Genomic DNA, 26,087 nt, shown 5'->3' with positions numbered 1-26,087 from the left:
CGGATCAGCCCAGGTTGTCCTGAATCACGCCCAACACTTTGCGTGCCACTTCTGCCGGCGCCACGGTGTTGATGTTTTTCTCGACGGTGACTTGCACGCTTTCGCCTACCTTGCTCAAACGAACCTGGTAACGCTCGGCGCGGGTCTCGATCTCTTCCTTGGTCGGCTTGCTGCCGAACAACTTGCTGAAGAAACCTGGCTCGTCGTCTTTCTTCTCGGCTTTTTCGGCCAGGTTGATGTAGTACAGGCCCAGGCTGCGGTTGATGTCTTCAACGCGCCATTCGCCGTGCTCCAGCGCGCGGCCGACACTCGACCAGGCGCGGTCCAGGTCTTCACCCAGGTTGAGCACCACGTTGCCGCTGCCGTCTTCGCTGAGGCTGACGCGGCTAGGTGTGTCAAAGCTACCGGCGGCGAGCAGGGAGACGGAACCGCCCTTCTCGGAAATACGGCTCATGCTGGCGAGCATTTCGTCGACCAGGGCAGCGTCCACGCCGGTGTTGACCGAACGTGGGGTGAAGTCGACGTTGGCGGTGCTGCCGGCAGGACGCTCGGCGCTGACTACGTAGACTTCACTGGTGTTGCGTTGCACGCCTGGCTCGATACGCACGCGGATGCGGGCTTCGCTGTCATTGGCTACGCCACCGGCCTGCAGGCGCTTGGCCATGGATGCCGACAGTTCGCTGGTGTGCTGCCACGCGGTGGTGAACTCACCGGTCTGCGGGCGTTGTTCGTCAATGCGGAAACCGTTGTCCTGGAAGAACTGGACCGCCACCGGCCAGACTTCGGCAGGTGGGCGCTGGGCCATGACCCAACGGGTGTCGCCGCTCTTCTGCAGGCTGTAGTCGCTGGCATCGGCCACGGCCGACAGCGGCTGTGGACGCGGCACTTCGTATTCACCCTTGAAGGTGTCGTCGGCCACGTTGCGCGGAATCGGCAGCAACGGGTCAAGGCGCTTGGCGACATTGACGTCCGACGGCAATTTCATCGGGGCGGTTTGTTGGGCTTCCAGGTAATCGCTACCGCGGTCGCGGAAGTAGCCTTCCGGGCCCCAGATCCAACCGCAGCCACTGGTGCTGGAGATAATCAAGGCAAGTGCGGAAAGTCCGGCCAATCGCTTCATGCGTAGTGCTTCCTCAATTAAACCAGGACGCCGGACTGGCGCAGGGCCTGTCGCAGCGGTTCGTGACAGGCTTCGCTGAGCCAGGTGAGCGGCAGACGGATACCGTCCGGCATCAGGCCCATCTCATGCAGCGCCCATTTCACGGGGATAGGGTTGGATTCGATAAACAGGGTTTTGTTGAGCGGTGCCAATTGTTCGTGGATCGCCCGGGCCTTGACCGCATCACCGGCAATGGCCGCGGCACACAGCTCGCTCATGGCGCGCGGTGCGACGTTGGCAGTCACCGAGATGTTGCCTTTACCGCCCAGCAGGATCAGCTCGACCGCCGTGGCGTCGTCACCGGAATACACCAGGAAGTCGCTGCTGACGCCGGCCAGGATGTCCTTGGCGCGCTGCAGGTCACCGGTGGCTTCCTTGATACCGATGATGTTCGGTACGGTGGACAGGCGGATCACGGTCTCGGCCTTCATGTCGCAGGCGGTGCGACCGGGTACGTTGTAGAGGATCTGCGGGATATCGACCGCTTCGGCAACGGCGCGGAAGTGCAGGTACAGGCCTTCCTGGGTCGGCTTGTTGTAGTACGGCGTCACCAGCAGGCAGGCATCGGCGCCGGCTTTCTTGGCGTTGCTGGTCAATTCGATCGCTTCGCGGGTCGAATTGGCGCCCGTGCCGGCGATGACAGCAATGCGCCCTGCAACGCGCTTGACCACGAACTCGATCACTTCGATGTGTTCTTCCACATCCAGTGTGGCCGATTCACCTGTGGTGCCGACCGCCACGATGGCGTTGGTGCCCTCTTGCAGGTGGAAGTCCACCAGTTTGCCCAGGCTGTCCCAGTCGAGATTACCTTGTGCATCCATGGGTGTGACCAGTGCCACCATACTGCCCGCAATCATGCAACCGCTCCTGCCGGAAAAAGAGAGCGGTAATGGTACTGGCGCCAAGATGCTTGTACAAGCGAAGTACCGCCTGAGGATGCGTTCTGGATCAACTTAGTTCGCGGCAGCGCCATCATTCTGCCAAAGCGGGGTTTGATGAAGCTGATTACGTAATGAAAACGCCACCTCCTAGCCCTTGGCGATGGTTTTCGCTACCCTTCATCCTTTGATTGATACCGCTTGCATCGTATCGACCGCTCATCGCTTTAGGAAGGCTGCATGTCCACCCCCACAGTCCGCGAACAATTCCTTGTCATCAGTGCCCTCGGCGCCAACCCCATGGAGCTGACTAACGTCCTGTGCCGCGCCAGCCATGAAAACCGCTGCGCCGTCGTGACCTCCCGCCTGACCCGCCATGGCGAGTGCAGTGCGCTGGTCCTGCAGATTTCCGGGACCTGGGATGCCCTGGCCCGCCTTGAAACCGGTTTACCGGGTTTGGCGAAGAAGCATGACTTCACGGTCAACGTGGTGCGCAGCGCCGCCCTGGAAAACCGTCCGCAGGCCCTGCCCTACGTGGCCTATGTCAGTTCGGCCTACCGCTCGGACATCGTCAACGAGCTGTGCCAGTTCTTTATCGACCACAACGTCGAGCTGGAAAACCTGACCTGCGACACCTATCAGGCTCCGCAGACCGGCGGCACCATGCTCAACGCCACCTTTACCGTGACCTTGCCGGCCGGCGTGCAGATCAGTTGGCTGCGCGACCAGTTCCTGGATTTCGCCGATGCCCTGAACCTCGACGCACTGATCGAGCCTTGGCGCCCACAGAACCCTATGTAAGGAAGTCTTCATGTCTGTAGTGATCGACCAACCGGTAGCCGACTTCGAAGCCCAGGCCACCAGCGGGCAAACCTTCAGCCTCGCCGGGCTCAAGGGCAAGCAAGTGGTGATCTACTTCTACCCGAAAGACAGCACCCCGGGCTGCACCACTGAAGGCCAGGGCTTCCGTGACCAGCATGCTGCGTTCAAGGCGGCCAACACCGAGGTGTTTGGCGTGTCCCGGGACAGCGTGAAGTCCCACGAGAACTTCAAGGCCAAGCAGGAATTCCCCTTTGAGCTGATCAGCGACAAGGACGAAGCGGTTTGCCAGCTGTTTGATGTGATCAAGCTGAAGAAGCTGTATGGCAAGGAATACCTGGGTGTTGATCGCAGCACCTTCCTGATCGACAAGAATGGCGTACTGCGCCAGGAATGGCGCGGTGTGAAAGTGCCAGGCCATGTGGATGCAGTGCTCGAAGCGGCACAGGCGCTGAACCAGGCTTGATTCACCTGCTGGCTTTGAAATAGCTATCGCAGCCAAGCCAGCTCCCACCTGTGATCATTGTTCGACAGGACAACTCAGTCAATGTGGGAGCCGGGCTTGCCCGCGATGAGGCCTGCACCGGCACCACAAATATCAGAGTAACGGCGCCACCACCGGCTCCTGCCGAGGCCAGGCATCCAGCACCGCCTTGAACAGCGTCGCCAGGGGAATCGCAAAGAACACCCCCCAGAAGCCCCACAACCCGCCAAACAACAACACCGCACAGATGATCGCCACCGGATGCAGGTTCACCGCCTCGGAGAACAGCAGCGGCACCAGCACGTTGCCGTCCAGCACCTGGATGATGCCGTACACCGCCATCAGGTAGATGAACTGATCACTCCAGCCCCACTGGAACAGCGCGATCAACATCACCGGCACCGTCACCACCACCGCGCCAACATATGGCACCACCACTGAAACACCCACCAGCAGCGCCAACAGGGCAGCGTAGTTAAGCCCCAGCGCGACAAAACCGATGTAAGTGACGCCACCGCAGATAAAAATCTCGATAACCTTGCCGCGGATGTAGTTGGCAATCTGCCGGTTCATTTCTTCGGCGACCCGGGTAATCAGCGCACGCTCACGGGGCAGATAGCCACGCACCCAGCGACCGATCATCTCGCGGTCCTTGAGGAAGAAAAACACCAGGATCGGCACCAGTACCAGGTAGATCATGATGTTGACCAGCAGCGGCAAGCTCGAAAGGGAAAAGGTCAGCGCCCACTGTCCGAACTTTCCGATTTCGCCGCGAGCCACCTCAATGGCCTGCAGGACCTGCTCGTCCGACACCAGGTGCGGATAGCGCTCAGGCAACAGCAGCAGCAATGACTGCCACTTGGCGAGCATGCCCGGTAGCTCGTTGAACAAGGTGATCAACTGGTGCCACAGCAAAGGCACCACGATCACGATAAATACCAGCAACAGCCCCATGAACAAGGCAAACACCAGACCCACCGCTGCCCCACCCGGCAAGCGCAGACGCTCCAGGATGGAGACCAGGCCTTGCATCAGGTATGCCAGCACCATCCCCGCCAGTACCGGCGCCAGCATGCCGCCCAAAGTGAGCACGGCCGTAAAGGCAAGAAACAGCAGGACGGCCAGCACCACGGCTTCTTCGTCGGAGAAGTAGCGCTGAATCCAGTCACGTAACACTTTGAACATCAATAAACCTCAGGCTATAAGGACAGCATATTCAAGCGATTCAGGCCTTGCGCAACCAGTAACGATAGACGCCCGCTTCGTCTTCTTCATGCAGCAGGGTGTGGCCGGCCAGCTTGGCAAACGTACGAAAGTCCCGCTGGGAGCCAGCGTCCGTGGCGATCACCTTGAGCACCGCGCCGCTGGCCAGCCGATTGAGCTCCAGCTTGGCCTTGAGCAAGGGCAGCGGGCAGTTAAGGCCACTGGCATCCAGTTCGGCATCGAAGGCTACAGCGTCGGTCATGGTCTAACTCCGGGTGGGCGTCGAGGGCGCTTAGAATATCTGGTCCGAAGCTCAGTGTCCGGCTACAGTAAGCTCTTTGTCGAAAGGCTTTGTGCATGACTTTTTTGCGCCCTACCCTGCTGACGCTGGCTTGCCTGCTTGCCTCTCCAGGCTTCGCCGACGACCTGCCGTCACTTGGCGACGCCAGTTCTGCCATTGTCTCGCCAAAACAGGAATACGATCTGGGTCGGGCATGGCTGGCCTACCTGCGTGGCCAGGTCTCGCAACTCAACGACCCGCAGCTCAAGGATTACGTCGAATCCAGCGTTTATAAGCTGGTGGAAACCAGCCAGGTCAATGACCGGCGCCTGGAATTCATTCTGATCAACAGCCCGCAGTTGAACGCCTTTGCCGCACCGGGTGGCATCGTCGGGGTCAACGGCGGCCTGTTCCTCAACGCCCAGACCGAAGGCGAATATGCCTCGGTACTGGCCCACGAATTGGCTCACTTGTCCCAACGTCACTTCGCACGAGGCGTGGAAGCACAGCAGCGCATGCAGATCCCGATGATGGCTGCGCTGCTCGGCGGCATCATCGCTGCCGCCGCTGGCGCAGGCGATGCGGGCATTGCCGCGATCGCCGGCAGCCAGGCCGCCGCGATCCAGGAGCAACGGCGCTTTTCCCGGCAAAACGAGCAAGAGGCTGACCGCATCGGCATTCTCAACCTGGAGAAAGCCGGCTACGACCCACGGTCCATGCCAACCATGTTCGAGCGCTTGATGCGCCAGTACCGTTTCGATGCCAAGCCGCCTGAATTCCTGCTGACTCACCCGGTAACCGAATCGCGGATCGCCGACACCCGCAACCGTGCGGAGCAAGCCAAGCTGGGTGGCATTGAGGACAGCCTGCGCTATCAACTGATCCGTGCTCGGGTGCAACTGTATTACGAAGACACCCCGGGGCTGGCCGCCAAACGTTTCCAGGCCCAGCTGGATGAAAATCCGAAGAACGATATCGCGCGTTATGGCCTCGCCATCGCTCAGATCAAGGGTGCCCAGTTCAACCTGGCCCGGGAAAACCTCAAGCCGCTGCTGGCCAAGGCGCCCAACGACATCACCTACAACCTGGCGCAGATCGAGCTGGACATGACCAACAATCGCCTGCCGGATGCCCAGCAGCGTACGGACCGAATGTTGACGCAATATCCAGGCAACTATCCGCTGAACCAGGTTCGTGTGGATCTGCTGCTCAAGCAGAACCGCAACGCTGACGCGGAAAAAGCCCTGGAAGGATTGTTGAAGTCTCGCCCGGACGATCCGGACGTCTGGTACCAGGTTGCGGAAACCCGTGGGTTGTCGGGCAATATCATCGGCCTGCATCAGGCCCGGGCCGAGTACTTCGCGCTGGTGGGAGATTTCAAGCAGGCCATCCAGCAATTGGATTTCGCCAAGCGTCGCGCCGGCAGCAACTTCCCGCTTTCGTCACGTATCGACGCACGCCAGCGTGAACTGATCGACCAGGAACGCATGATCAAAGACATGATGGGCTAAACCTTTCAGCCACAAAAAAGCCCCGCTCTCGAACATCGAGAGCGGGGCTTTTTATTGGACTAGCGGATTACTCGGCCAGTTTGAAGGTAATGAAGCTGGCACGCCCCTGACGCAGGACGCGCATCGACACCGAACGGTTCTTCGGCAGCGCCTTGGCGATGTCGGTGAACTCTTTGGTGGAGTTGATAGCCTGGTTGTTCAGGTGGGTGATGACATCACCTGGTTGCAGGCCGATCAGGGAGGCAGGACCGTCCTGGACTTCCTTGATCACTACACCGCTCTTGAGGTCGAAGCTCTTTTTCTGTTCGTCGGTCAACTCGACTACAGCAATGCCCAGGCGATTGCTGCTGCGCTCGGCACCTGGCTTGCTGTTGCCCAGCGCATCCAGCGCCGCGCCTTCTTCCGGGATCGCACCGACGGTCAGTTCGACGTTCTGGCGCTTGCCGTCACGAATCACTTCCAGCTTGGCCTTGCTGCCGGCCTTGAGCGCGCCCACCAGGTGTGGCAAGTCCGCAGACATGACGATCGGCTGGCCGTTCATGCTCAGGATCACGTCACCGACTTGCAGGCCACCTTTGGCAGCAGGGCCATCGTCCTGGATCTGCGCGACCAGGGCACCGGCCGGCTTGTCGAGACCGAAGGATTCAGCAAGATCCTTGTTCACTTCCTGGATCACCACGCCCAGCCAGCCGCGGCTGACTTTGCCACCGGTTTTCAGCTGGTTCGAAACGTCCATGGCCACGTCGATCGGAATCGCGAACGAAACGCCCATGAAACCACCGGAGCGGGTGTAGATCTGCGAGTTGATGCCAACGACTTCACCCGCCAGGTTGAACAACGGACCGCCGGAGTTGCCCGGGTTGATCGGCACGTCGGTCTGGATGAACGGCACGTAGTTTTCGTTCGGCAGGCTGCGACCGATGGCGCTGACGATACCCTGGGTCACAGTATGGTCAAAACCAAACGGCGAACCGATGGCGACGACCCATTGGCCGGCTTTCAGGTCCTGGGATTTGCCCAGTTTCAGCACCGGCAGGTCCTTGCCTTCGATTTTCAGCAGGGCCACGTCGGAACGTGGGTCGGTGCCCACCAGCTTGGCTTTCAGCTCACTGCGGTCCGCCAGGCGCACCAGGATCTCGTCGGCGTCGGCAATCACGTGGTTGTTGGTGAGGATGTAGCCGTCAGGCGAGATGATGAAGCCCGAGCCCAGGGACTGGGCCTCACGCTGGCCGCCACCACCGCCACGCGGCGTGCGCGGCTGGGGCATGCCGCGTTCGAAGAACTCCCGCAGCATCGGCGGCAGGCCTTCCAGGTCGGGCATCTGCTGGTTGGAGACCTTACGATCCGGCAGCTTCTGCGTAGTACTGATGTTCACCACGGCAGGCGACGCCTGCTCCACCAGTTGTGTGAAGTCAGGCAGCTCGGCCGCTTGCGCGGTAACGGCCTGACCCAGCACCAGCACCGTGGCGACTATGGATAGGTAAGACTTCAAACGTGGTATCGACATACAGCTCCCGTTACGACGAGCAGGGTTGAGCGACAGGGTTCAATAAACGCCGAAAAACTGCGACCGACATTTTTGTTCCGCGAACAAAACAAGGCCAGGGCCGTTAAGCCCTGACCTATAAAAAACATAGGGGATATTAGCAAGTGAAAAAAATGATCCAGACATTTCATGCTCTCGGCAGAGGCAGGCATCGACTATCTCCTGCGCAACATTGAAATATCAGGATGAACATAGGATTAACAACTCAAGGCTTGGCGGGCACGGTGCCACTGCGTAGTGACAGCGCAATTCGCTCGGCGGTGCCAATCGGGATCTCGCCGACGACGGTCACCATCACCTCGCCTTCCAGGGTATTCAACCGCCGTGAAACGGCGACTGTCGGGCCCAACTGGGTGCGGGTCTCGTTTACGGTCGCACCGTTAAGCGGCTCCAGGAATACCGAAAAACGCGCCAGACCATCGTCATACATCAGACTGCTGACGGTTACCTTGGTGTGGGAGTCTTTATGGGCACTGCTGTTGACCAGCTGAAAGCCTGGTGGCAACCAGTCGAGGCGCCAATCCTGAGGGATCTCGACCTCCGGGGCCTTGGCGTTGGTCACCGCCACCGGCGTGCATTCGCCACTGGGCTGCAAATCACGATCGTCAGGCACCGATGTATTGAGCTGGGTGAACTGGAAACGCTCCAGCAACTGGCCCTGGTCGTTAAGCAACAATGACTTCAATGGCAGCGCAGTTTCACGATCCAGATGCAGCTCAAAACCATAACGGTATTGATCGCGGGGGGTCACGGAGACGATCACCGCATTCCGACCGGCCACGCGCGATTTGCCGATGACGGCAAGATCGTAGAACGCTTTGAGTTTTTGCGGATCAAGGGTACGCGCAGTGGCATTGGGAGAACCCCCAAGCCCGGCAACCAGCGTGCCGCTCACGCATTGGGTACGGCCATCGACGCGCAGGACTTCCTGAGCAGAACCATCGAGCTGCAAAAGCCGCTCACGGACCTGACCATTCTGGACACGATGCCAGATGTCATGGGTAGAAAAACTACCGTTACGCTCGTAGATGAAGGTGCCCTGAAAGCTTTGCTGCTGCTCCGCCCGCCCAAGACGCGTCAGCCAGTCTTGGGCTTCATCGGCATGGGCGGGGACTGCAAACCAGCCACTGAGCAAAAGCGCAAGGAGCGGTATGGCGCGCATAAAGCTCCTTGGCGGACTAGCGGTTTTCCAGGCTTGCAGCGCGGGCGTAAGGCAGAGCGCTTTCAGTGCCTTTCAAGGCCGATTCCTGTGCGTGTTGGCGCAGGTAGCCTGGAAGACGCTGATCCTGCCAGCCGGATTGCCCTTGAAGTACACCGTTGGCCATAGGCCCGGTGGTATCGGAGCTTTCCTTGTAGCCGGCCAATACGGCTGGACCCTTGACCTGCGGGCCGGCCATGACCGGTTGCTGGGTCTGCTGGGCCAGTTCGGCACCGGCGATTTCGTCCTGGTTGTACAGGCGAACACCTGCCAATACAGCGACGGTCACCGAAGCAGCGACTGCCAGACGGCCCAGGCTACGCCAAGGACCGCGAGCAGCTTTTGCCGGAACGGCTTCATCAGCCAGTGCAGCAGAAACGGCCGCAGCAATATCCAGACGAGGGATTAGAAGATCCTTGTGCATCACCGCCCGAGCGACTTGGTAACGAGACCAGGTATCACGGGTTTCGGCATCATCAAATGCATTAAGCACTCGACGAAGTTCCAGTTCATCCGCTTCGTTATCCATCACTGCGGACAGCGATTCCTGCAGGGCATCACGACTCATGGCGGTTCCTCTCTTGGCTGTCGCCGCTGTCTCAGTTTTCCTGCAACAACGGCTGCAGGGCTTTATCGATGGCTTCCCGAGCCCGGAAGATCCGGGAGCGTACGGTACCCACCGGACATTGCATGACGCTCGCAATGTCTTCGTAACTCAGACCATCGAATTCACGTAAAGTTAACGCCGTACGCAAATCTTCTGGCAGTTGTTGAATAGTGCGATGGACGGTTCCTTCGATCTCGTCGCGCAGCAATGCACGCTCCGGCGACTCGAGATCCTTGAGGCCGTGATCACCATCATAAAATTCAGCATCTTCCGAACTAACATCACTATCCGGCGGGCGGCGACCGCGAGAAACCAGATAGTTCTTCGCCGTGTTAATGGCGATGCGATACAGCCACGTGTAAAACGCACTGTCACCGCGGAAATTACCGAGTGCACGGTACGCCTTGATAAAGGCTTCCTGTGCAACGTCCTGCGCTTCATGGGTGTCGTGCACAAACCGCACGATCAACCCGAGAATTTTGTGCTGGTATTTCAGCACTAGCAGATCAAATGCCCGCTTGTCGCCGCGTTGAACGCGCTCGACCAGCTGCTGATCCTCTTCCTGGGTTAGCATGAACACTCCTCGTTGTACTTGAAGGAGGCTTGCATAACTAATCGATCAGGCTTGCAAACATAGACTCGGACTTTTCGCAAAAGTTCTCCCCCTCCAAGCAAGTTTCCGGCGCGCACTGATTTGGCACACACGAAAAACGCAGCGCGGGCAATGCCGGCTGCGCGAATAATCTGTCGCCAGTTTCCTGACGCGCCTGACACAGACGCGGCTCAGCAAATCCAGCGTGTTCCCAGCTTTCGGGCATCCTGCTATTGAGTCGGGGCCTATGCAAAAAGTTCCCATCCCAATCGCTGTCCGTTTCATGAAAGCCGTGCAGTTCGTTGCCCGTAGTCTCACAATGCCACGAATGCCCGGCTATTGTGCCGCTCCCCCCCTCTATATACTAGTGGGCCGTGTCACCCTTTGATTCGCCGATCCAGGCGTCCTGTTTGCGCCCCCTACGGATCGCTTTTTGCGGAATCCTTCAAATGAGCCAACAGTTTCAACACGATGTCCTGGTGATTGGCAGCGGCGCCGCGGGCTTGAGCCTTGCACTGACCTTGCCGGGCCACCTGCGCATAGCCGTACTGAGCAAGGGCGACCTCGCCAATGGCTCGACGTTCTGGGCCCAGGGCGGTGTCGCCGCGGTGCTCGATGACACCGACACGGTGCAATCCCACGTCGAAGACACCCTGAATGCCGGCGGCGGCCTGTGCAATGAAGAGGCGGTGCGCTTCACCGTCGAGCATAGCCGCGAAGCCATCCAGTGGCTGATCGACCAGGGCGTGCCCTTCACCCGCGACGAACATTCCGGCACCGACGACGGCGGCTTCGAGTTCCACCTGACCCGCGAAGGCGGCCACAGCCATCGGCGGATCATCCATGCCGCCGACGCCACCGGCGCCGCGATCTTCAAGACCCTGCTCGCCCAGGCCCGGCAACGCCCCAACATCGAACTGCTGGAACAGCGGGTCGCCGTCGACCTGATCACCGAAAAGCGCCTTGGCCTGCCGGGCGAACGCTGCCTCGGCGCCTACGTGCTCAACCGGGCCAGCGGCGAAGTCGACACCTACGGCGCGCGCTTCACCATTCTCGCCTCGGGCGGCGCAGCGAAGGTCTACCTCTATACCAGCAACCCCGACGGCGCCTGCGGTGACGGCATCGCCATGGCCTGGCGTTCGGGCTGCCGGGTGGCGAACCTGGAATTCAATCAGTTCCACCCCACTTGCCTGTATCACCCGCAGGCCAAGAGTTTCCTGATCACCGAAGCCCTGCGCGGCGAAGGCGCACACCTGAAGCTGCCCAACGGCGAACGTTTCATGCAGCGCTTCGACCCACGAGCAGAACTGGCCCCGCGGGACATCGTCGCCCGGGCCATCGACCATGAAATGAAGCGCCTGGGCATCGACTGCGTCTACCTGGACATCAGCCACAAGCCCGAAGCCTTCATCAAGACCCATTTCCCGACGGTCTACGAGCGCTGCCTGGCGTTCAATATCGACATCACCAAGGGCCCGATCCCGGTCGTCCCGGCGGCGCACTACACCTGCGGCGGCGTGATGGTCGACCAGAACGGCCGCACCGACGTGCCCGGCCTGTACGCCATTGGCGAAACCAGCTTCACCGGCCTGCACGGCGCCAACCGCATGGCCAGCAATTCGTTGCTGGAGTGTTTCGTGTACGCCCGCTCCGCCGCCGCCGACATCCTTGAACAGCTGCCGCGCATCCCGGTGCCGGCCGCCCTGCCCCGCTGGGACGCCAGCCAGGTGACCGATTCGGACGAAGACGTGATCATCGCCCACAACTGGGACGAGTTGCGGCGCTTCATGTGGGACTACGTGGGCATCGTGCGCACCAACAAGCGCCTGGCGCGGGCGCAGCACCGGGTTCGACTGTTGCTGGATGAGATCGACGAGTTCTACAGCAACTATAAAGTCAGCCGCGACCTGATTGAGCTGCGCAACCTGGCCCAGGTGGCGGAACTGATGATCCGCTCGGCCATGGAGCGCAAGGAAAGCCGGGGATTGCATTACACCCTCGACTACCCGCAAATGCTGCCCGAAGCGCGCGACACTATTCTGGTGCCAACCACCTACGGCGGCTGAACTTCAAGCGCACCCGCAGGCGCCGATGCACATCGGTAGCCTGCGAATCCCGTGGCACGCAGATCGAACGCACCCGCCAGTCACCCTGCACCCGAAAGCGCAGCACCACGATCAACGGCAACGCCAGGCTGTCGGGGCGCAGTTGCACGCTGTGCCAGCCACGCGCGGCGCTCCACAGTTGCCAGCCATCCTCGTCGCGGCGCAGGCCACGGATCGACGAACGGTGAGTCAGCAGGATATGACGCGGCAATACCCAACCGGCATGGGCCAGGCACAACAAGGCGCCAAAGGCTCCGAACCACGGGGACACATCGAGAAACCACAGCGCACCCAGTGCGAACGCCTGGGCGAAAAGATAAGCCGCCAGCAACTGCCCGGAGGCGTGCCAGCGGCATTCGAACGTATTACTTGGGCTGGACACGATCCAGAATCATCCGAACCATGCGCTGCAGCTCCGGGTCTTCCGATTCGGCGCGTTCCATGAACCAGCCGAACATGTCCTGATCCTCGCATTCCAGCAGCTTGCGGTAGCAGTCGCGGTCGACGTCGTTGAGGTGCGGATAGACCTCCCTGACGAACGGTACCAGCAACACGTCCAGTTCAAGCATGCCGCGGCGGCTGTGCCAGTAGAGGCGATTGAGTTCTACATCTTCGACCATGGAGCGCTCCTCAAATAGAGCGCAAGTATACAGGCCGAAGCTGCCTGGAACAGTCGGCTTTGGTCGGCCATACGGAAACTATCCATTTGCCGGGCGCCCCTCTATGATGCACTCATGACTTTTTAACCTGCGATGACCCATGGCTGACTCTGCTTTTTTCTGCCCCCTGTCCCACGAAGGCGTTCTCGCCGTCCGCGGTTTCGACGCTGCCAAGTTCCTCCAGGGACAACTGACCTGCAACCTTAACTACCTGAGTGACACCCAGGCCAGCCTGGGCGCGCGCTGCACCCAGAAAGGGCGCATGCAGTCGAGCTTCCGCATCCTGCTGCAAGGCGATGGCGTGCTGCTGGCCATGGCCACCGAACTGCTGGAGCCACAACTGGCGGACCTGAAAAAGTACGCCGTGTTCTCCAAATCCAAACTCACCGACGAAAGTGCTGCCTGGGCGCGTTTCGGTGTGTCGGATGCCGATCAGGTACTGGCCGGCCTCGGCCTCCAACTACCCGCCGAGACCGACAGCGTGGTGCGCAGCGACGACCTGATCGCCATCCGCGTATCGCCGGGCCGTGCCGAACTCTGGGCCCCCGCCGCCCAAGCTCAAACCCTGCACGGCCAACTCGCCGCACAATTGAACGAAGGTGAACTGAACCAATGGCTGCTGGGCCAGATCCGTGCCGGTATCGGCCAGGTCATGCCCCAGACCCGCGAACTGTTCATCCCGCAGATGCTCAACCTGCAAGCCGTCGGCGGCGTCAGCTTCAAGAAAGGCTGCTACACCGGCCAGGAAATCGTCGCGCGCATGCAGTATTTGGGCAAACTCAAGCGTCGCCTGTATCGCCTGAGCCTGAATGCCGGCGAGCTGCCTGAGCCCGGCACCCCACTGTTTTCCCCGAATCACAATAGTGCCATCGGCGAGGTGGTGCTTGCCGCCCGTGCCGATCAGGCGATTGAACTTCTAGCGGTGCTGCAAGCCGAAGCAGCAGAGAGTGGCGATGTGCATGTAGGCACGCTGGAAGGCCCCGGCCTTCAGCTGCTCGACCTGCCCTACCAGCTGGACCGTGATCGCGAGATCCAGCGCTGATCGTCGTACCTTTTTGCTACACCCTAGAGATCTTGAATGAACAAGCTGGCGGAAAAAGTCCAACAGGCGTTGGTTGTGGCCATCGATAACGATGACCTGGTTCTGCCAACGCTGCCGGAAGTGGCCCTGAACATTCGTCAGGCCGCCGAAGACCCGGACATCAGCATCAGCCACCTGAGCAAAGTGATCGGCCGTGACACTGCCTTGTCGGCACGGCTGATCAAAGTGGTCAACAGCCCGCTGTTGCGCGCGACCCAGGAAGTCACCGACCTGCACACCGCCATCACCCGCCTGGGCACCAACTACAGCAGCAACCTGGCGATCGGCCTGGTGATGGAACAGATCTTCCACGCCCGTTCCGAGGTGGTCGAACAGAAGATGCGCGATGTCTGGCGGCGCAGCCTGGAAGTGGCCGGCGTGAGCTATGCGTTGTGCCGCAACCACAGCCAGTTGAAGCCTGACCAGGCGGCGCTGGGTGGGCTGGTGCACCAGATTGGCGTGCTGCCGATCCTGACCTACGCCGAAGATCACTATGAACTGCTGTCCGATCCGGTCAGCCTCGATCACGTGATTGAAAGCATCCACCCGTTGCTGGGGGACAAGCTGCTGCGGCGCTGGGACTTCCCGGAAATGCTGGTGAACCTGCCGGCGCAGTACATGAACCTTGAGCGCGACTCCGAGCGCCTGGACTATATCGACCTGGTGCAGGTCGCCGTGTTGTATTGCCACCGCGACACTGACCACCCGCTGGCCAGCGTGCCGATATTGACGGTACCTGCGATCAAGAAGCTGCGACTCGACCCCTACAGCGACACCTTGCGCGCCGAGCTGGATGAAGCACGGTCGATGTTCTACTGATTACCCCGCGATAAAACTGACCCGCACTTTCAACCCCGCCAACTCTCCGTCATGCAAGCTGATCTGCGCCAGGTGTGCCCGGCAGATCTCGCCAACAATCGCCAACCCCAAGCCCGCCCCCAAGCCCTGCTGGCTGCGCCGATAGAAGCGCTCGAACACTCGGTCCCGCTCATCCAGCGGGATGCCCGGGCCGTCATCTTCCACCTCAAGTACCGCCGGCGCCGTGACCCGCAAGATCACGTTGCCGCCCGGGGGCGTGTGGGCCAGGGCGTTGTCCACCAGGTTGCTCAACAACTCGTTCAACAAGGTGGGCTCGCCCCGCAGCCACACCGGTTCATCCGCCTCCAGCGCCAGGGCCACGCCACGCGCATGGGCCAGCGGCGCCATGGCCATGCCCAGCTCGCGAGCCAACTGGCTCAGGTCCAGCAACTGGGCCCCGCCTTCGGCAATCGCCCGGGCGCCGTTTTCGATGCGCGCCAGCGAGAGCAATTGATTGGCCAGGTGAGTCAGGCGATCAGTGCCCTGGGCTGCGGTTTCCAGGGTGGTGCGCCAGGTAGCCGGATCTTCGGCACGCAGGCCAAGCTCCAAGCGTGCCTTGAGCGCTGCCAACGGAGTGCGCAGCTCATGGGCGGCATCGGCAATAAACTGTGCCTGGCGCTCGAACTGCCCGCGCAGGCGTTCGGTGAAATGGTTGAGCGCATGTACCAGCGGGCCCAATTCATGCTGCACCTCCACCAGCGGCAATGGCCGCAGGTCATCGGGCTGACGCTCTTCCACGGCCGTGCGCAAGCGCTCCAACGGCCGCAGCGCCGCACTCACGGCAAAGAACACCAACAACAATGCACCGATGGCCAGCATCCCCAGGCGCAGCAAGGTATCGGCCATCAGGCTGCGCGCCATCGCCACCCGCGCTTCGTCGGTTTCGGCCACGCGGATTTCCGCCATGCCGTTCATGTTCGGTTCGGAGACTGCCTTGAGCAGGCTGACCACTCTCACGTTCTGGCCCTGATACCTGGCGTTATAAAAGCGCGCCAACGCCGGATAGTCATCGGTGCGTGGAGTTCCCGGCGGCGGGCCCGGCAGGTTTTCGTAGCCGGAGATCAGCTTCTGGTGAATATCGTTGACCTGGTAGTAGATCCGCCCGGCGCTGTCGTAGGCGAACGTATCCAGGGCGACGTAGGGCACATCGGCACTCAAGGTACCGTCGCGGTGGGACAGGCCGGCCGCAATGGTCCGCGCCGAGGCCAACAGCGTTCGGTCGTAAGCCGTGTCCGCCGCCTCGCGCCCATTCCAGTAAGCGCTCAAGCCGCTGGCAATCATCAACACCACCAGCAACAGCGCCAGGTTCCACAGCAGGCGCCAGCGCAGGCTGCTGGGCTTATGCATCGCGGGCTTCCAGCAGGTACCCCAGGCCACGGAAGGTGACGATGGCCACAGGCTGGCCATCGAGTTTCTTGCGCAGGCGGTGCACGTAGATTTCGATGGCATCGGGGCTGGCCTCTTCATCCAGGCCAAACACCTGGGAGGCCAGTTGCTCCTTGCTCATCACCCGGCCAGGACGCGCGATCAGCGCCTCAAGCACCGCCTGCTCGCGGGAGGTCAACGTCAGCAATTCGCCGCCCAGGGTGAAGCGCCGCGTGTCCAGGTCGTAAATCAGCACACCACACGCCTGTTGCCGCTCACCGCCCAGCACGCTACGGCGCAGCAGCGCCTTGACCCGGGCTTCCAGCTCCGTCAGTTCGAACGGCTTGGCCAGGTAGTCATCCGCACCCAGGTTAAGGCCATGCACGCGGTCTTTCACATCACTGCGTGCGGTCAACATCAACACCGGCAGATTTTTCCCACGGGCCCGCAGGCGCGCCAATACTTCAAAACCGTCCATGCGCGGCAGGCCCACATCGAGAATCGCCACCGCGTATTCCTCGCTGCTCAAGGCCAGGTCCGCCGCCACTCCGTCGTGCAACACGTCGACGGTCAAACCCGTGCTCTTGAGCGCCTGGGCGACACTTTCGGCTAGCTGCAGATGGTCTTCGACCAGAAGGACACGCATGGGTTTTTACCTCGTTCGGGGGTGGTCGGCGCCACGCTTTGCCGGGGAGTTTACAGGCGCGGCCTGCGCTGTGAAGCCCGAAAACATTGAAAGGCGACTGAAAGGTTAGTGAAAGCTTCGCCCTTTAGCATCCAGCCACGGTGGGTTTCGCCTGCCGAGCTATTTCACCCATAGCGCCCGAAAAACGCCTCGAAGCGTTTTCGCCAAAATAAGAACAATAACGGAGTACACCCACGATGCTGCGCACACAGCCGCCTGCTCGTTCTTCTCGTATCACCCAGACCGCCCTTGCCAGTGCCGCCGCCCTCGCCGGCTTTTCGCCCGCAGGCCAGGCCGCCTTTTTCGAGGACAGCACCGCCACCCTCGAAACCCGCAACATGTACTTCAACCGCGACTTTCGCGACGGCACCAGCGCACAACAATCCAAGCGCGACGAGTGGGCCCAGGGCTTCATGCTCAACCTGCAGTCGGGCTATACCGACGGTACCGTCGGCTTCGGCGTGGATGCGCTGGGCATGCTCGGGGTCAAGCTCGACTCCAGCCCCGACCGCACCGGCACCGGGCTGTTGCCGACACACGACGACGGCCGCGCCGCCAACGAATATTCCAAACTCGGCCTGACCGGCAAAGTGAAGATCTCCGCCACCGAGCTGAAGATCGGCGCGCTGATCCCCGAATTGCCGATCCTCAAGCCCAACGACGGGCGCATCCTGCCGCAGACGTTTGAAGGCGGCCTGCTCAGTTCCAGGGAATTCAAGAACCTGGTGTTCACCGGCGGCCGCCTGAACAAGGCCAAGGACCGCGACGACACCAACTACGAAGACATCGGCCTCAACAACAAGAACAGCCGCTTCCTCAGCGGCGCCACCGGCAAGCATTTCGACTTCGGCGGCGTGGACTATAAATTCGCCGACAAGATCACCGGCAGCTACCACTTCGCGCAACTCGACGACGTGTACCGCCAGCATTTCCTCGGCCTCGTGGCCTCGCGCCCGATGGGCCCCGGCACCTTCGGCGCCGACCTGCGCCTGGCCGTCAGTGACGACACCGGCGCGGCGCGCGGCGGCAAGATCGACAACACCTCCCTCAACGGCCTCTTCAGCTATGCCCTCAATGGCCATAAGCTCAGCGCCGGTTACCAGCACATGTCCGGCGACAGCGCCTTTCCCTACGTGGACGGTAGCGATCCTTACCTTGTCAACTTCGTGCAGATCAACGACTTTGCCGGCGCCGAAGAACGCTCCTGGCAGGCCCGCTACGACTACGACTTCGCCAAGCTGGGGATTCCCGGCCTGAGTTTCATGAGCCGTTACCTGTCGGGTGACAACATCAAGCTCAAGAACGGCGAGACCGGCAAGGAGTGGGAACGCAACAGCGAGATCCGCTACGTGGTGCAAAGCGGCACGTTCAAGGACGTGGCCGTGCGTCTGCGCAATGCCACCTACCGTTCCAACTATTCGGCCCGTGATGCGGATGAAGTGCGCCTGCTGGTGAGCTACAGCGTCGCACTCTGGTAACAGCAACCTCATAACAACAATGATGGAGATGAACATGACCCTTTCACTGCGTAAATTTGCCCTGACGGCCAGCTGCATGCTGTTCGCCAGCCAACTGCTGGCCGCCGAGCCCAAGCGCCCGGAGTGCATCGCCCCGGCGTCCCCTGGCGGTGGTTTCGATCTGACCTGCAAACTGGCGCAGAGCGCGCTGGTCAACGAGAAACTGTTGAGCAAGCCGATGCGCGTGACCTACATGCCCGGCGGCGTGGGCGCGGTGGCCTACAACGCCGTCGTGGCGCAGCGTCCGGCCGACGCTGGCACGCTGGTGGCGTGGTCCAGCGGCTCGCTGTTGAACCTGGCCCAGGGCAAATTTGGCCGCTTCGATGAAAGCGCCGTGCGCTGGCTCGCGGCCGTCGGCACCAGCTACGGCGCCATCGCGGTGAAAAACGATTCGCCCTACAAAAACCTCGACGATCTGGTCAAGGCCCTGAAGAAAGATCCGGGCAGCGTGGTCATCGGTTCCGGCGGCACCGTCGGCAGCCAGGACTGGATGCAAACCGCCCTGATCGCCAAGGCCGCCGGCATCAACCCGCGTGACCTGCGTTACGTGGCACTGGAAGGCGGCGGCGAGATCGCCACCGCCCTGCTCGGCGGCCATATCCAGGTAGGCAGTACCGACATCTCCGACTCCATGCCGCACATCCTCAGTGGTGACATGCGCCTGCTGGCGGTGTTCTCCGACGAACGCCTGGACGAGCCGGAAATGAAGAACATCCCGACCGCCAAGGAACAAGGCTACGACATCGTCTGGCCGGTGGTGCGTGGCTTCTACCTCGGGCCAAAAGTCAGCGACGAAGACTATGCCTGGTGGAAAGACGCCTTCGACAAACTGCTGGCTTCCGAAGAGTTCGCCAAGCTGCGTGACCAGCGCGAGCTGTTCCCGTTCGCCATGACCGGCCCGGAGCTGGACACCTACGTGAAGAAACAGGTGGCTGACTACAAAGTGCTGGCCAAAGAGTTCGGCCTGATCCAGTAATCGCCCCTCTGTGGGAGCGGGCTTGCTCGCGAAAAACTTCAACGATGACGCGTGCTGCCTGTATAAACGCGACGTCCTGGCGTTCTTCGTGAGCAAGCTCGCGCCTACAAGAGTCTCCAAGGAGTTTCCCATGCTCTTACAACGCATTTTCGCCTCAGTGATGTTGCTGGTATGTGCCGGCCTCGCACTGATGGCCTGGCCATATCAGGCGTCGTTTTCCTACGAGCCGGTAGGGCCTCGGGCCTACCCGCTGCTGATGCTCGGGCTGATGGGCCTGGGCCTGATCTACATGCTGTTTCGTCCACAGCCCACCAAGCACACAGAAGAAGAGCCCGCGCTGGACCGCCAGACCCTGATCAAGATCGGCATCTGCGTCGGGTTGCTGCTGGTGTTTGCCGGCACCTTCGAACCCTTGGGTTTCATCCTCAGCAGCATGCTGATCGGCATTCCGATGGCGCGCCTGTATGGCGGCCGCTGGATGCCCAGCGTGGTGATCGTGACCTTGATGAGCATCGGTCTTTACCTGCTGTTCGACAAGGCCATGGATGTACCGCTGCCGCTCGGCCTGCTTGAAGTTCTGGAGAACTGATATGGATACGTTCAGCTATTTGGGCCAGGGCTTCGGCGTTGCACTGACCCCTTACAACCTGATCACCGCACTGTGCGGCACCTTGATCGGCACCGTGGTCGGCCTGTTGCCGGGCCTTGGGCCGATCAACGGCGTAGCGCTGTTGATCCCCATCGCATTTGCCCTGGGGCTGCCGCCTGAGTCGGCCTTGATCCTGTTGGCGGCCGTGTACCTGGGCTGCGAATACGGCGGGCGCATCAGCTCGATCCTGTTGAACATCCCGGGTGAAGCTTCCACCGTGATGACCACCCTCGACGGCTACCCGATGGCTCGCAAAGGCCTGGCGGGCGTGGCGTTGTCGCTGTCGGCGTGGAGTTCGTTCATCGGTGCGTTTATCGCCACCTGCGGCATGGTGCTGTTCGCCCCGCTGCTGGCCAAATGGGCGATTGCCTTCGGCCCGGCGGAATATTTCGTACTGATGGTGTTTGCCATCGTCTGCCTGGGCGGCATGGCCGGTGACAAGCCGCTGAAGACCTTTGTCGCGGCATTGATCGGCCTGTTTCTGTCAGCAGTGGGTATCGATGCCAACAGCGGCGTATACCGCTTCACCGGCGATAACATCCACCTGACCGACGGCATCCAGTTCGTGGTGCTTGTATTGGGCCTGTTCTCCATCAGCGAGATCCTGTTGCTGCTGGAAAAAACCCACCGTGGCCAGGAAGCCGTGAAAGCCACCGGACGCATGATGTTCAACCTGAAGGAAGCTTCCGCGGTATTCGTCGTGAATATTCGCTGCGGCCTGCTGGGTTTCATCATGGGTGTATTGCCGGGCGCGGGTGCCACACTGGCCTCGGCCGTGGCCTACATGACCGAAAAACGCCTGGCCGGTGCCAGCGGTAAATTCGGCCAGGGCGACATGCGCGGCCTCGCGGCTCCGGAAACCGCGATCGGCGCTTCCGCCTGCGGCGCCCTGGTGCCGATGCTGACCCTCGGCGTACCCGGCTCGGGCACCACGGCGGTGATGATCGGCGCCCTGTCGCTGTACAACATCACCCCCGGCCCGCTGCTGTTCCAACAGCAACCGGACATCGTCTGGGGCCTGATCGCCTCGTTGTTTATCGCCAACATCATGCTGGTGATCCTCAACATCCCGATGATCCGCATCTTCACCCGCATCCTTGCCGTGCCGAACTGGGCACTGGTGCCGGTGATCGCCATCATCACTGCGATCGGTGTGTACGCGGTTCACGCCACCACCTTCGACCTGTTCCTGATGGTCGGCATCGGCATCTTCGGCTACATCCTGCGCAAGCTGGATTTCCCGCTCTCGCCGGTGCTGCTGGGCTTTATCCTCGGCGGGTTGATGGAGCAGAACCTGCGTCGTGCGCTGTCGATTTCCAACGGCGAATTGCAGATCCTCTGGTCGAGCCCGATCACCTTCGGCGTGTGGGTACTGACGGCCTTGATGCTGTTGTTCCCGCTCCTGCGCATCTGGCGCAAGCGTTCCCTGCAGCGTCGTGCCGTGGCCGATGTCTGAGGCCACGTTCAGAAACTGGTGGGCAACACCGCTGGTCGGTCTGCTGGGCGGGTATCTCGCCAGCCAGATCGGCTGGCCACTGCCGTACATGGTCGGCTCGTTGCTGGCGATCATCCTGGTGCGCTGCCTGACACCCTGGCAGCTCGCGGAAATTCCCGGCGGCCGCAAATGCGGCCAATGGGTGGTGGGCATCGGCATCGGCCTGCACTTCACCCCGGTGGTGATCGAGCAGGTGATGAGCCACTTCGGCCTGATCTTCTTCGGCGCGCTGGTCACCAGCCTCTCCAGCATTGTGGGTGTGTGGTTGATGCGCCGCAGCGGTGAAGACCGCGCCACGGCGTTTTTCTCGAGCATGCCAGGTGGATCGGGGGAGATGGTCAACCTCGGCGCACGCAATGGCGCAGTGCTCAGCCGCGTCGCGGCGGGCCAGAGTTTGCGGGTATTGGTGGTGGTGCTCTGCGTGCCGGCGGCGTTCAAGTATTTGCTGGGGGAAGGTGCCCCGCAGTTTCATCCGGCGACGGTGGATTGGACCTGGCTGGCGCTGCTGTTTCCCGTCGGCGCCCTGGTGGCCTGGGGCTGGCAACGCTTGCGTCAGCCAAACCCCTGGCTGTTCGGGCCGCTGCTGGTCAGTGCCGCCGCCAGCATTACCTGGGACTTGCACATCGGGCTGCCCGACGGCGGCAGCCAGATCGGCCAGTGGCTGATCGGCAGCGGCCTGGGCTGCCACTTCAACCGGCAGTTCTTCCGGCGCGCGCCGTTGTTCATGGGACGTACGTTGATCGGTACGGCGTTGACCATGTTGATTGCGACGCTGGCGGCTGTGGGCTTGAGTGCACTCACACATCTGGACCTGCGTTCGCTGACACTGGGCATGATGCCAGGCGGAATTGCGGAAATGAGCCTGACGGCGGAAACCCTGCAATTATCGGTGCCGTTGGTGACGGCGATGCAGGTGATGCGTTTGTTGTTTGTGCTGTTTCTGGCGGAGCCGTTGTTTCGGCACTGGAACCGGCAGCCAGACAAAATCTGAAGCCCAAGAGACATTCAATTGTAGGAGCTGTCGAGCTTTAGCGAGACAGCTCCTACATTGGAGCTATGTCAAACCGGCGGCAATCGCCACTCGATCGGCGTCTCGCCATTCTGCTCAAGAAACTTGTTGGTGCGGCTGAAATGCCCGCAGCCAATAAACCCTCTATAGGCCGACAACGGCGACGGATGCACCGACGTCAGCACCAGGTGCTTGGTGGCGTCGATCAGCTTCTGCTTGCCCTGCGCATGGGCGCCCCACAGCAAGAACACCAAGTGCGGCTGATGCTCGCTCACCACTTCAATAATCCGATCGGTAAAGAACTGCCAGCCCTTGCCCGCATGGGCGTTGGCATTCGCGCGCTCCACGGTCATGGTGGTGTTGATCATCAGCACGCCCTGGTCGGCCCAGCTTTGCAGGTAGCCGTGGTTGGGAATGTCGATGTTCAGGTCACGCTTGAGTTCTTTGTAGATATTGACCAGCGACGGCGGTGCCGGCACGCCCGGTTGCACCGAGAAGCACAAGCCGTGGGCCTGGCCCGGGCCGTGATACGGGTCCTGGCCGAGGATCACCACCTTGACCTTGTCCAGGGGCGTTGAGTTGAGTGCGTTGAAGATCATCGGGCCGGGTGGATAGATCTCCTTGCCTGCCGCGTGCTCCTGGCGCAGGAATTCCCGCAACTGGGCCATGTACGGCTGGTCGAACTCGTCACGCAGGGCGTGTTTCCAGCTGGGTTCGAGTTTGATACGGTCGTCGGTGGTCATGGTTACGCTGTCTAGTCAAAAGAATGAGGCGAACCCTAGGAAAGCCGACCTTGCTTGTCAATTGATCTGACGCAGATACCGCACTTTCCTGCGAAGCGATCATACTGAACCTTCACTTTATCGATTGAGGTCATGATGAACCTGCACTTCGAAGAGCTGATTGGCACCGGCGGCGCCCGCGTTGGCATCGCCAGTCTGGACGCGGAAAAATCCCTCAATGCCTTGTCGTTGCCGATGATCCTGGCCCTGAGCGAACGCCTGGACGCCTGGGCCAAAGACCCGCAAATCGTCTGCGTGCTGCTGCGCGGCAATGGCCCCAAGGCCTTTTGCGCCGGTGGCGAAGTACGCAGCCTGGCCCAGGCCTGCCGTGAACATCCCGGCGAAGTACCGGCGCTGGCCGCGCAATTTTTCGCCGCGGAATACCGCCTCGACTACCGCCTGCACACCTACCCCAAACCGCTGATCTGCTGGGGCCACGGCTATGTGCTGGGCGGTGGCATGGGCTTGCTGCAAAGCGCCGCCGTGCGCATCGTCACGCCAAGCAGCCGCCTGGCCATGCCGGAAATCAGCATCGGCCTGTACCCGGACGTGGGCGCCAGTTGGTTCCTGTCTCGCCTGCCCGGCAAGTTGGGGTTGTTCCTCGGCCTGACCGGCGCCCATATGAATGGCCGCGACGCCCTGGACCTGGGCCTGGCCGACCGCTTCCTGCTGGATGAACAACAAGACGAACTGCTTGAAGGCCTGCTGCAACTGAACTGGCAGGAACAGACCGACATGCAGCTCAACAGCCTGCTCAAGGCCCTGGCCCAGGAAGCCGCCGGCCAGTTGCCCGAAGCCCAATGGCTGCCGCGCCGTGGGCAGATCGACGAGTGGCTGGACGTGGGGGATGTGCGCTGTGCGTGGCGAGCCTTGAGCCAGTTACGCGATCACACCGACCCGCTGCTCCGCCGCGCAGGCAAGACCCTGAACGAAGGCTGCCCGCTGACCGCGCACCTGGTGTGGGAACAGATCCAGCGCGCGCGGCACCTGTCCCTGGCCCAGGTGTTCCAGATGGAATACACCTTGAGCCTGAACTGCTGCCGTCACCCGGAATTCAGCGAAGGTGTGCGGGCGCGGTTGATCGACAAGGACCAGCAGCCACACTGGCACTGGCCGGACATCAACTTGATCCCCGAGGCCGTGGTGCAGGCGCACTTCCACAAGGTCTGGGAAGGGCGGCATCCGCTGGCGGACCTGTCTGACTATTGAGCGTCCGCCGGCGCTTTTTTGCCCTCGAACGTGAAGGCACAATTATCGGGTTGGTGGTCGTCGCACTGGAAAACCTGTTGCCCGAAAGCATCGGTGCCCGGTACCCAATGCGTGGTATCTGCCAGCGACATCGCCCCCCCGGCTTGGGCCGTGCCGTACCTCAGGGTGACTGTCTTACCCCTCAGGGTTTTATAAATGCACTTTTCCAGATAGCCATGCTTGCGCTCGTCCTGCTCGCTAGGAGTAAAAAGCGCGCCGACAAAGGTTTCCACGAATTCCCCGCCGCTCATTGCCTGGCTTATCCATGGCGAGTCGCTGTCAGTTCCCTGAAAGTGACCGTCAACGTAGCGTACAGCACTCGGGTAAGGACAGGATTGCGCTGCTGCCAACGTACTGACGCCAAGAAAAGCAAAAAATAACAGGTAGAGCGGGCTGACGTTCATGTCATGGGTTCCATCAGTCGATGCTGGAAGCGATACGCCAAACAGGCGACTGCTCCCAATTAACTACAGGCGTAACCCACAGGATAGCTGTCAAATATGACAGTGCCGACCAACGGTAAACAAAAACGGCGCCTGAGCGCCGTTTTTCCAATTATTCCTATCAGCGATGACCGCCGCCACGGCCTCCACCCTGACCACCACCCTGGCCATGTCCGCCACCATTACCCCAGTGACTGTTGCCCCAACCCTGGTTTGGGTAAGGCCGATAACCCGCGCGCGGCCCCGCAGGATAATAGCGAGGCGCCGGCTGGTAATAACGCGGCGACGGGTAATAACGCTGCGGTGGCGGGTAGTAACCCTGGCGGTAATGGTAATACGGGCCGCCGCCGTAGTAATACGCCGGCGCGGGCGCCGTGTAGACCTCGGAACCGTAGTAGGCCTGGCCGCCACCGTAATAAGGCGCGCACGCAGAAAGGGTCAAGCCGAGCAAAGCGATGAGAAGCAGTCGACGATACATGGCGGCCTCCTGGACCGCGGAAGAGCACACCCAGCGACGCTGGGGGGCGGCAAACAGCTTTCACTGCCTGACGAAATATCTGACATCAAAAACGGAATCTGGTGCGATTTAGACATAGATTGATACATCTGCCGGTCGCCTCATTGCAGTGCAATCCCGCACCACCACGACGCATATTCACCGCACGTTGCGCCCCCCTCCTCGCGCCAACCCGCGCCATTACTGCACCCGTGCCACTTGGCACGACTCTCGCTTTACCTCTCCCGTGCAGGAGTCATCACAGGTTCGCGGCACCACAATTTGCAATGGCTGACTAGGGTTCCGGCTCGCTAAGGCGAGTGGCTGGTCCGAGAGTCGGCGACCTCCAGTTGAGGTTACACGGCGGGATAAAAGCCCGGGAGACAAGCCACCGTTCACGGTGCCGCGTTGCTCCTGCTCGCCCTTGATCAACTGGAGAAGC

At 61.1% G+C, this 26,087-nt stretch carries 27 protein-coding genes and 1 riboswitch; of the genes, 12 read left to right on the top strand and 15 right to left on the bottom strand.

The window, feature by feature from the left end; all coding sequences use genetic code 11:
* Positions 1–4: 4 nt before the first annotated feature.
* Complete coding sequence (bamC, locus tag V6607_RS07325; RefSeq protein ID WP_134325890.1) at positions 5–1,120, bottom strand: outer membrane protein assembly factor BamC; 1,116 nt, start codon at positions 1,118–1,120, stop codon at positions 5–7.
* A 17-nt stretch (positions 1,121–1,137) separates the two neighbouring features.
* A complete protein-coding gene (dapA, locus tag V6607_RS07320; RefSeq protein WP_003211981.1) occupies positions 1,138–2,016 on the bottom strand; it encodes a 4-hydroxy-tetrahydrodipicolinate synthase in 879 nt (292 codons plus the stop codon).
* A 261-nt stretch (positions 2,017–2,277) separates the two neighbouring features.
* Here dapA and V6607_RS07315 point away from each other — a divergent pair, with 261 nt between their 5' ends.
* The gene (locus V6607_RS07315) at positions 2,278–2,838 is read left to right on the top strand and encodes a glycine cleavage system protein R (protein WP_003172487.1); all 561 of its coding nucleotides are present in this window, start codon (positions 2,278–2,280) and stop codon (positions 2,836–2,838) included.
* A 10-nt stretch (positions 2,839–2,848) separates the two neighbouring features.
* Entirely contained in the window at positions 2,849–3,322 is a 474-nt protein-coding gene (locus V6607_RS07310; protein WP_003211984.1) for a peroxiredoxin, read from the top strand.
* 132 nt (positions 3,323–3,454) lie between these two features.
* Here the strand turns inward: V6607_RS07310 and V6607_RS07305 are convergent, their stop codons facing one another.
* Complete coding sequence (locus V6607_RS07305) at positions 3,455–4,525, bottom strand: AI-2E family transporter (protein WP_003211986.1); 1,071 nt, start codon at positions 4,523–4,525, stop codon at positions 3,455–3,457.
* Between the two features lie 40 nt (positions 4,526–4,565).
* Positions 4,566–4,805 (bottom strand): sulfurtransferase TusA family protein, encoded by a 240-nt coding sequence (locus V6607_RS07300; protein WP_003211989.1) that lies wholly within the window; start codon positions 4,803–4,805, stop codon positions 4,566–4,568.
* Between the two features lie 95 nt (positions 4,806–4,900).
* Here V6607_RS07300 and V6607_RS07295 point away from each other — a divergent pair, with 95 nt between their 5' ends.
* Positions 4,901–6,334 carry a M48 family metalloprotease gene (locus V6607_RS07295; protein ID WP_087692605.1) on the top strand — a complete coding sequence of 478 codons (1,434 nt, stop codon included), beginning with the start codon at positions 4,901–4,903 and terminating at the stop codon, positions 6,332–6,334.
* 67 nt (positions 6,335–6,401) lie between these two features.
* Here the strand turns inward: V6607_RS07295 and V6607_RS07290 are convergent, their stop codons facing one another.
* The 4 genes from V6607_RS07290 to rpoE form a co-directional block, all read right to left on the bottom strand.
* Complete coding sequence (locus V6607_RS07290; protein ID WP_003211993.1) at positions 6,402–7,841, bottom strand: DegQ family serine endoprotease; 1,440 nt, start codon at positions 7,839–7,841, stop codon at positions 6,402–6,404.
* 244 nt (positions 7,842–8,085) lie between these two features.
* Complete coding sequence (locus V6607_RS07285; protein WP_087692606.1) at positions 8,086–9,042, bottom strand: MucB/RseB C-terminal domain-containing protein; 957 nt, start codon at positions 9,040–9,042, stop codon at positions 8,086–8,088.
* A gap of 16 nt (positions 9,043–9,058) precedes the next feature.
* Positions 9,059–9,646, bottom strand: coding sequence for an RseA family anti-sigma factor (locus V6607_RS07280; protein WP_003172479.1), 588 nt, complete (start codon positions 9,644–9,646; stop codon positions 9,059–9,061).
* A gap of 31 nt (positions 9,647–9,677) precedes the next feature.
* Positions 9,678–10,259: an RNA polymerase sigma factor RpoE gene (rpoE, locus tag V6607_RS07275; RefSeq protein ID WP_003172477.1), complete on the bottom strand. Its 582-nt coding sequence runs from the start codon at positions 10,257–10,259 to the stop codon at positions 9,678–9,680.
* A 467-nt stretch (positions 10,260–10,726) separates the two neighbouring features.
* Here rpoE and nadB point away from each other — a divergent pair, with 467 nt between their 5' ends.
* A complete protein-coding gene (gene nadB, locus V6607_RS07270; protein WP_003211997.1) occupies positions 10,727–12,343 on the top strand; it encodes an L-aspartate oxidase in 1,617 nt (538 codons plus the stop codon).
* Here the strand turns inward: nadB and V6607_RS07265 are convergent.
* Together V6607_RS07265 and V6607_RS07260 are read right to left on the bottom strand one after the other, a co-directional pair.
* Positions 12,312–12,764, bottom strand: a complete 453-nt coding sequence (locus tag V6607_RS07265) for a protein YgfX (protein WP_008437845.1) — start codon at positions 12,762–12,764, stop codon at positions 12,312–12,314. The genes nadB and V6607_RS07265 overlap by 32 nt on opposite strands.
* The gene (locus V6607_RS07260) at positions 12,748–13,002 is read right to left on the bottom strand and encodes a succinate dehydrogenase assembly factor 2 (protein ID WP_003212000.1); all 255 of its coding nucleotides are present in this window, start codon (positions 13,000–13,002) and stop codon (positions 12,748–12,750) included. Before V6607_RS07260 ends, V6607_RS07265 begins: the two co-directional genes overlap by 17 nt.
* 139 nt (positions 13,003–13,141) lie before the next feature.
* Here V6607_RS07260 and V6607_RS07255 point away from each other — a divergent pair, with 139 nt between their 5' ends.
* Together V6607_RS07255 and V6607_RS07250 are read left to right on the top strand one after the other, a co-directional pair.
* A complete protein-coding gene (locus tag V6607_RS07255; protein WP_134325889.1) occupies positions 13,142–14,083 on the top strand; it encodes a folate-binding protein YgfZ in 942 nt (313 codons plus the stop codon).
* 36 nt (positions 14,084–14,119) lie between these two features.
* Positions 14,120–14,941 (top strand): HDOD domain-containing protein, encoded by an 822-nt coding sequence (locus tag V6607_RS07250; protein ID WP_134325888.1) that lies wholly within the window; start codon positions 14,120–14,122, stop codon positions 14,939–14,941.
* Here the strand turns inward: V6607_RS07250 and V6607_RS07245 are convergent, their stop codons facing one another.
* Positions 14,942–16,327, bottom strand: a complete 1,386-nt coding sequence (locus V6607_RS07245) for a sensor histidine kinase (RefSeq protein WP_003212006.1) — start codon at positions 16,325–16,327, stop codon at positions 14,942–14,944. It abuts the gene before it with no gap.
* Positions 16,320–16,991, bottom strand: a complete 672-nt coding sequence (locus V6607_RS07240) for a response regulator (RefSeq protein WP_003212008.1) — start codon at positions 16,989–16,991, stop codon at positions 16,320–16,322. The genes V6607_RS07245 and V6607_RS07240 overlap by 8 nt, the downstream gene beginning before the upstream one ends.
* Before the next feature lie 236 nt (positions 16,992–17,227).
* Between V6607_RS07240 and V6607_RS07235 the strand changes: the two genes are divergently transcribed.
* From V6607_RS07235 to V6607_RS07215, 5 genes are all read left to right on the top strand, one after another.
* Positions 17,228–18,508: an OprD family porin gene (locus V6607_RS07235; protein WP_008437839.1), complete on the top strand. Its 1,281-nt coding sequence runs from the start codon at positions 17,228–17,230 to the stop codon at positions 18,506–18,508.
* 28 nt (positions 18,509–18,536) lie between these two features.
* Entirely contained in the window at positions 18,537–19,523 is a 987-nt protein-coding gene (locus V6607_RS07230) for a tripartite tricarboxylate transporter substrate binding protein (protein WP_166742143.1), read from the top strand.
* Positions 19,524–19,653: 130 nt separating this feature from the next.
* A complete protein-coding gene (locus V6607_RS07225) occupies positions 19,654–20,112 on the top strand; it encodes a tripartite tricarboxylate transporter TctB family protein (RefSeq protein WP_008437838.1) in 459 nt (152 codons plus the stop codon).
* Between the two features lies 1 nt (position 20,113).
* The gene (locus tag V6607_RS07220) at positions 20,114–21,628 is read left to right on the top strand and encodes a tripartite tricarboxylate transporter permease (protein ID WP_003212016.1); all 1,515 of its coding nucleotides are present in this window, start codon (positions 20,114–20,116) and stop codon (positions 21,626–21,628) included.
* Positions 21,621–22,658 (top strand): AbrB family transcriptional regulator, encoded by a 1,038-nt coding sequence (locus tag V6607_RS07215; protein ID WP_003212018.1) that lies wholly within the window; start codon positions 21,621–21,623, stop codon positions 22,656–22,658. Before V6607_RS07220 ends, V6607_RS07215 begins: the two co-directional genes overlap by 8 nt.
* A 68-nt stretch (positions 22,659–22,726) precedes the next feature.
* On the opposite strand, the gene ung is transcribed toward V6607_RS07215, so the two are convergent.
* Complete coding sequence (ung, locus tag V6607_RS07210; RefSeq protein WP_003212020.1) at positions 22,727–23,419, bottom strand: uracil-DNA glycosylase; 693 nt, start codon at positions 23,417–23,419, stop codon at positions 22,727–22,729.
* 135 nt (positions 23,420–23,554) lie between these two features.
* Here ung and V6607_RS07205 point away from each other — a divergent pair, with 135 nt between their 5' ends.
* The gene (locus V6607_RS07205) at positions 23,555–24,667 is read left to right on the top strand and encodes an enoyl-CoA hydratase/isomerase family protein (RefSeq protein WP_102368292.1); all 1,113 of its coding nucleotides are present in this window, start codon (positions 23,555–23,557) and stop codon (positions 24,665–24,667) included.
* On the opposite strand, the gene V6607_RS07200 is transcribed toward V6607_RS07205, so the two are convergent.
* The gene (locus tag V6607_RS07200; RefSeq protein ID WP_134325887.1) at positions 24,661–25,110 is read right to left on the bottom strand and encodes a DUF3757 domain-containing protein; all 450 of its coding nucleotides are present in this window, start codon (positions 25,108–25,110) and stop codon (positions 24,661–24,663) included. The two genes, V6607_RS07205 and V6607_RS07200, sit on opposite strands and share 7 nt — an antisense overlap.
* Before the next feature lie 160 nt (positions 25,111–25,270).
* Positions 25,271–25,627, bottom strand: coding sequence for a hypothetical protein (locus V6607_RS07195; protein WP_003212026.1), 357 nt, complete (start codon positions 25,625–25,627; stop codon positions 25,271–25,273).
* 302 nt (positions 25,628–25,929) lie between these two features.
* A riboswitch (guanidine-I (ykkC/yxkD leader) is annotated at positions 25,930–26,030 on the top strand.
* The last annotated feature ends 57 nt before the right edge of the window (positions 26,031–26,087 follow it).

Source organism: Pseudomonas sp. KK18, assembly GCF_037094675.1.
Classification (GTDB): domain Bacteria; phylum Pseudomonadota; class Gammaproteobacteria; order Pseudomonadales; family Pseudomonadaceae; genus Aquipseudomonas.
The sequence above is the reverse complement of the archived record's forward strand: the minus strand, read 5'-3'. Positions and strand labels throughout refer to the sequence as shown.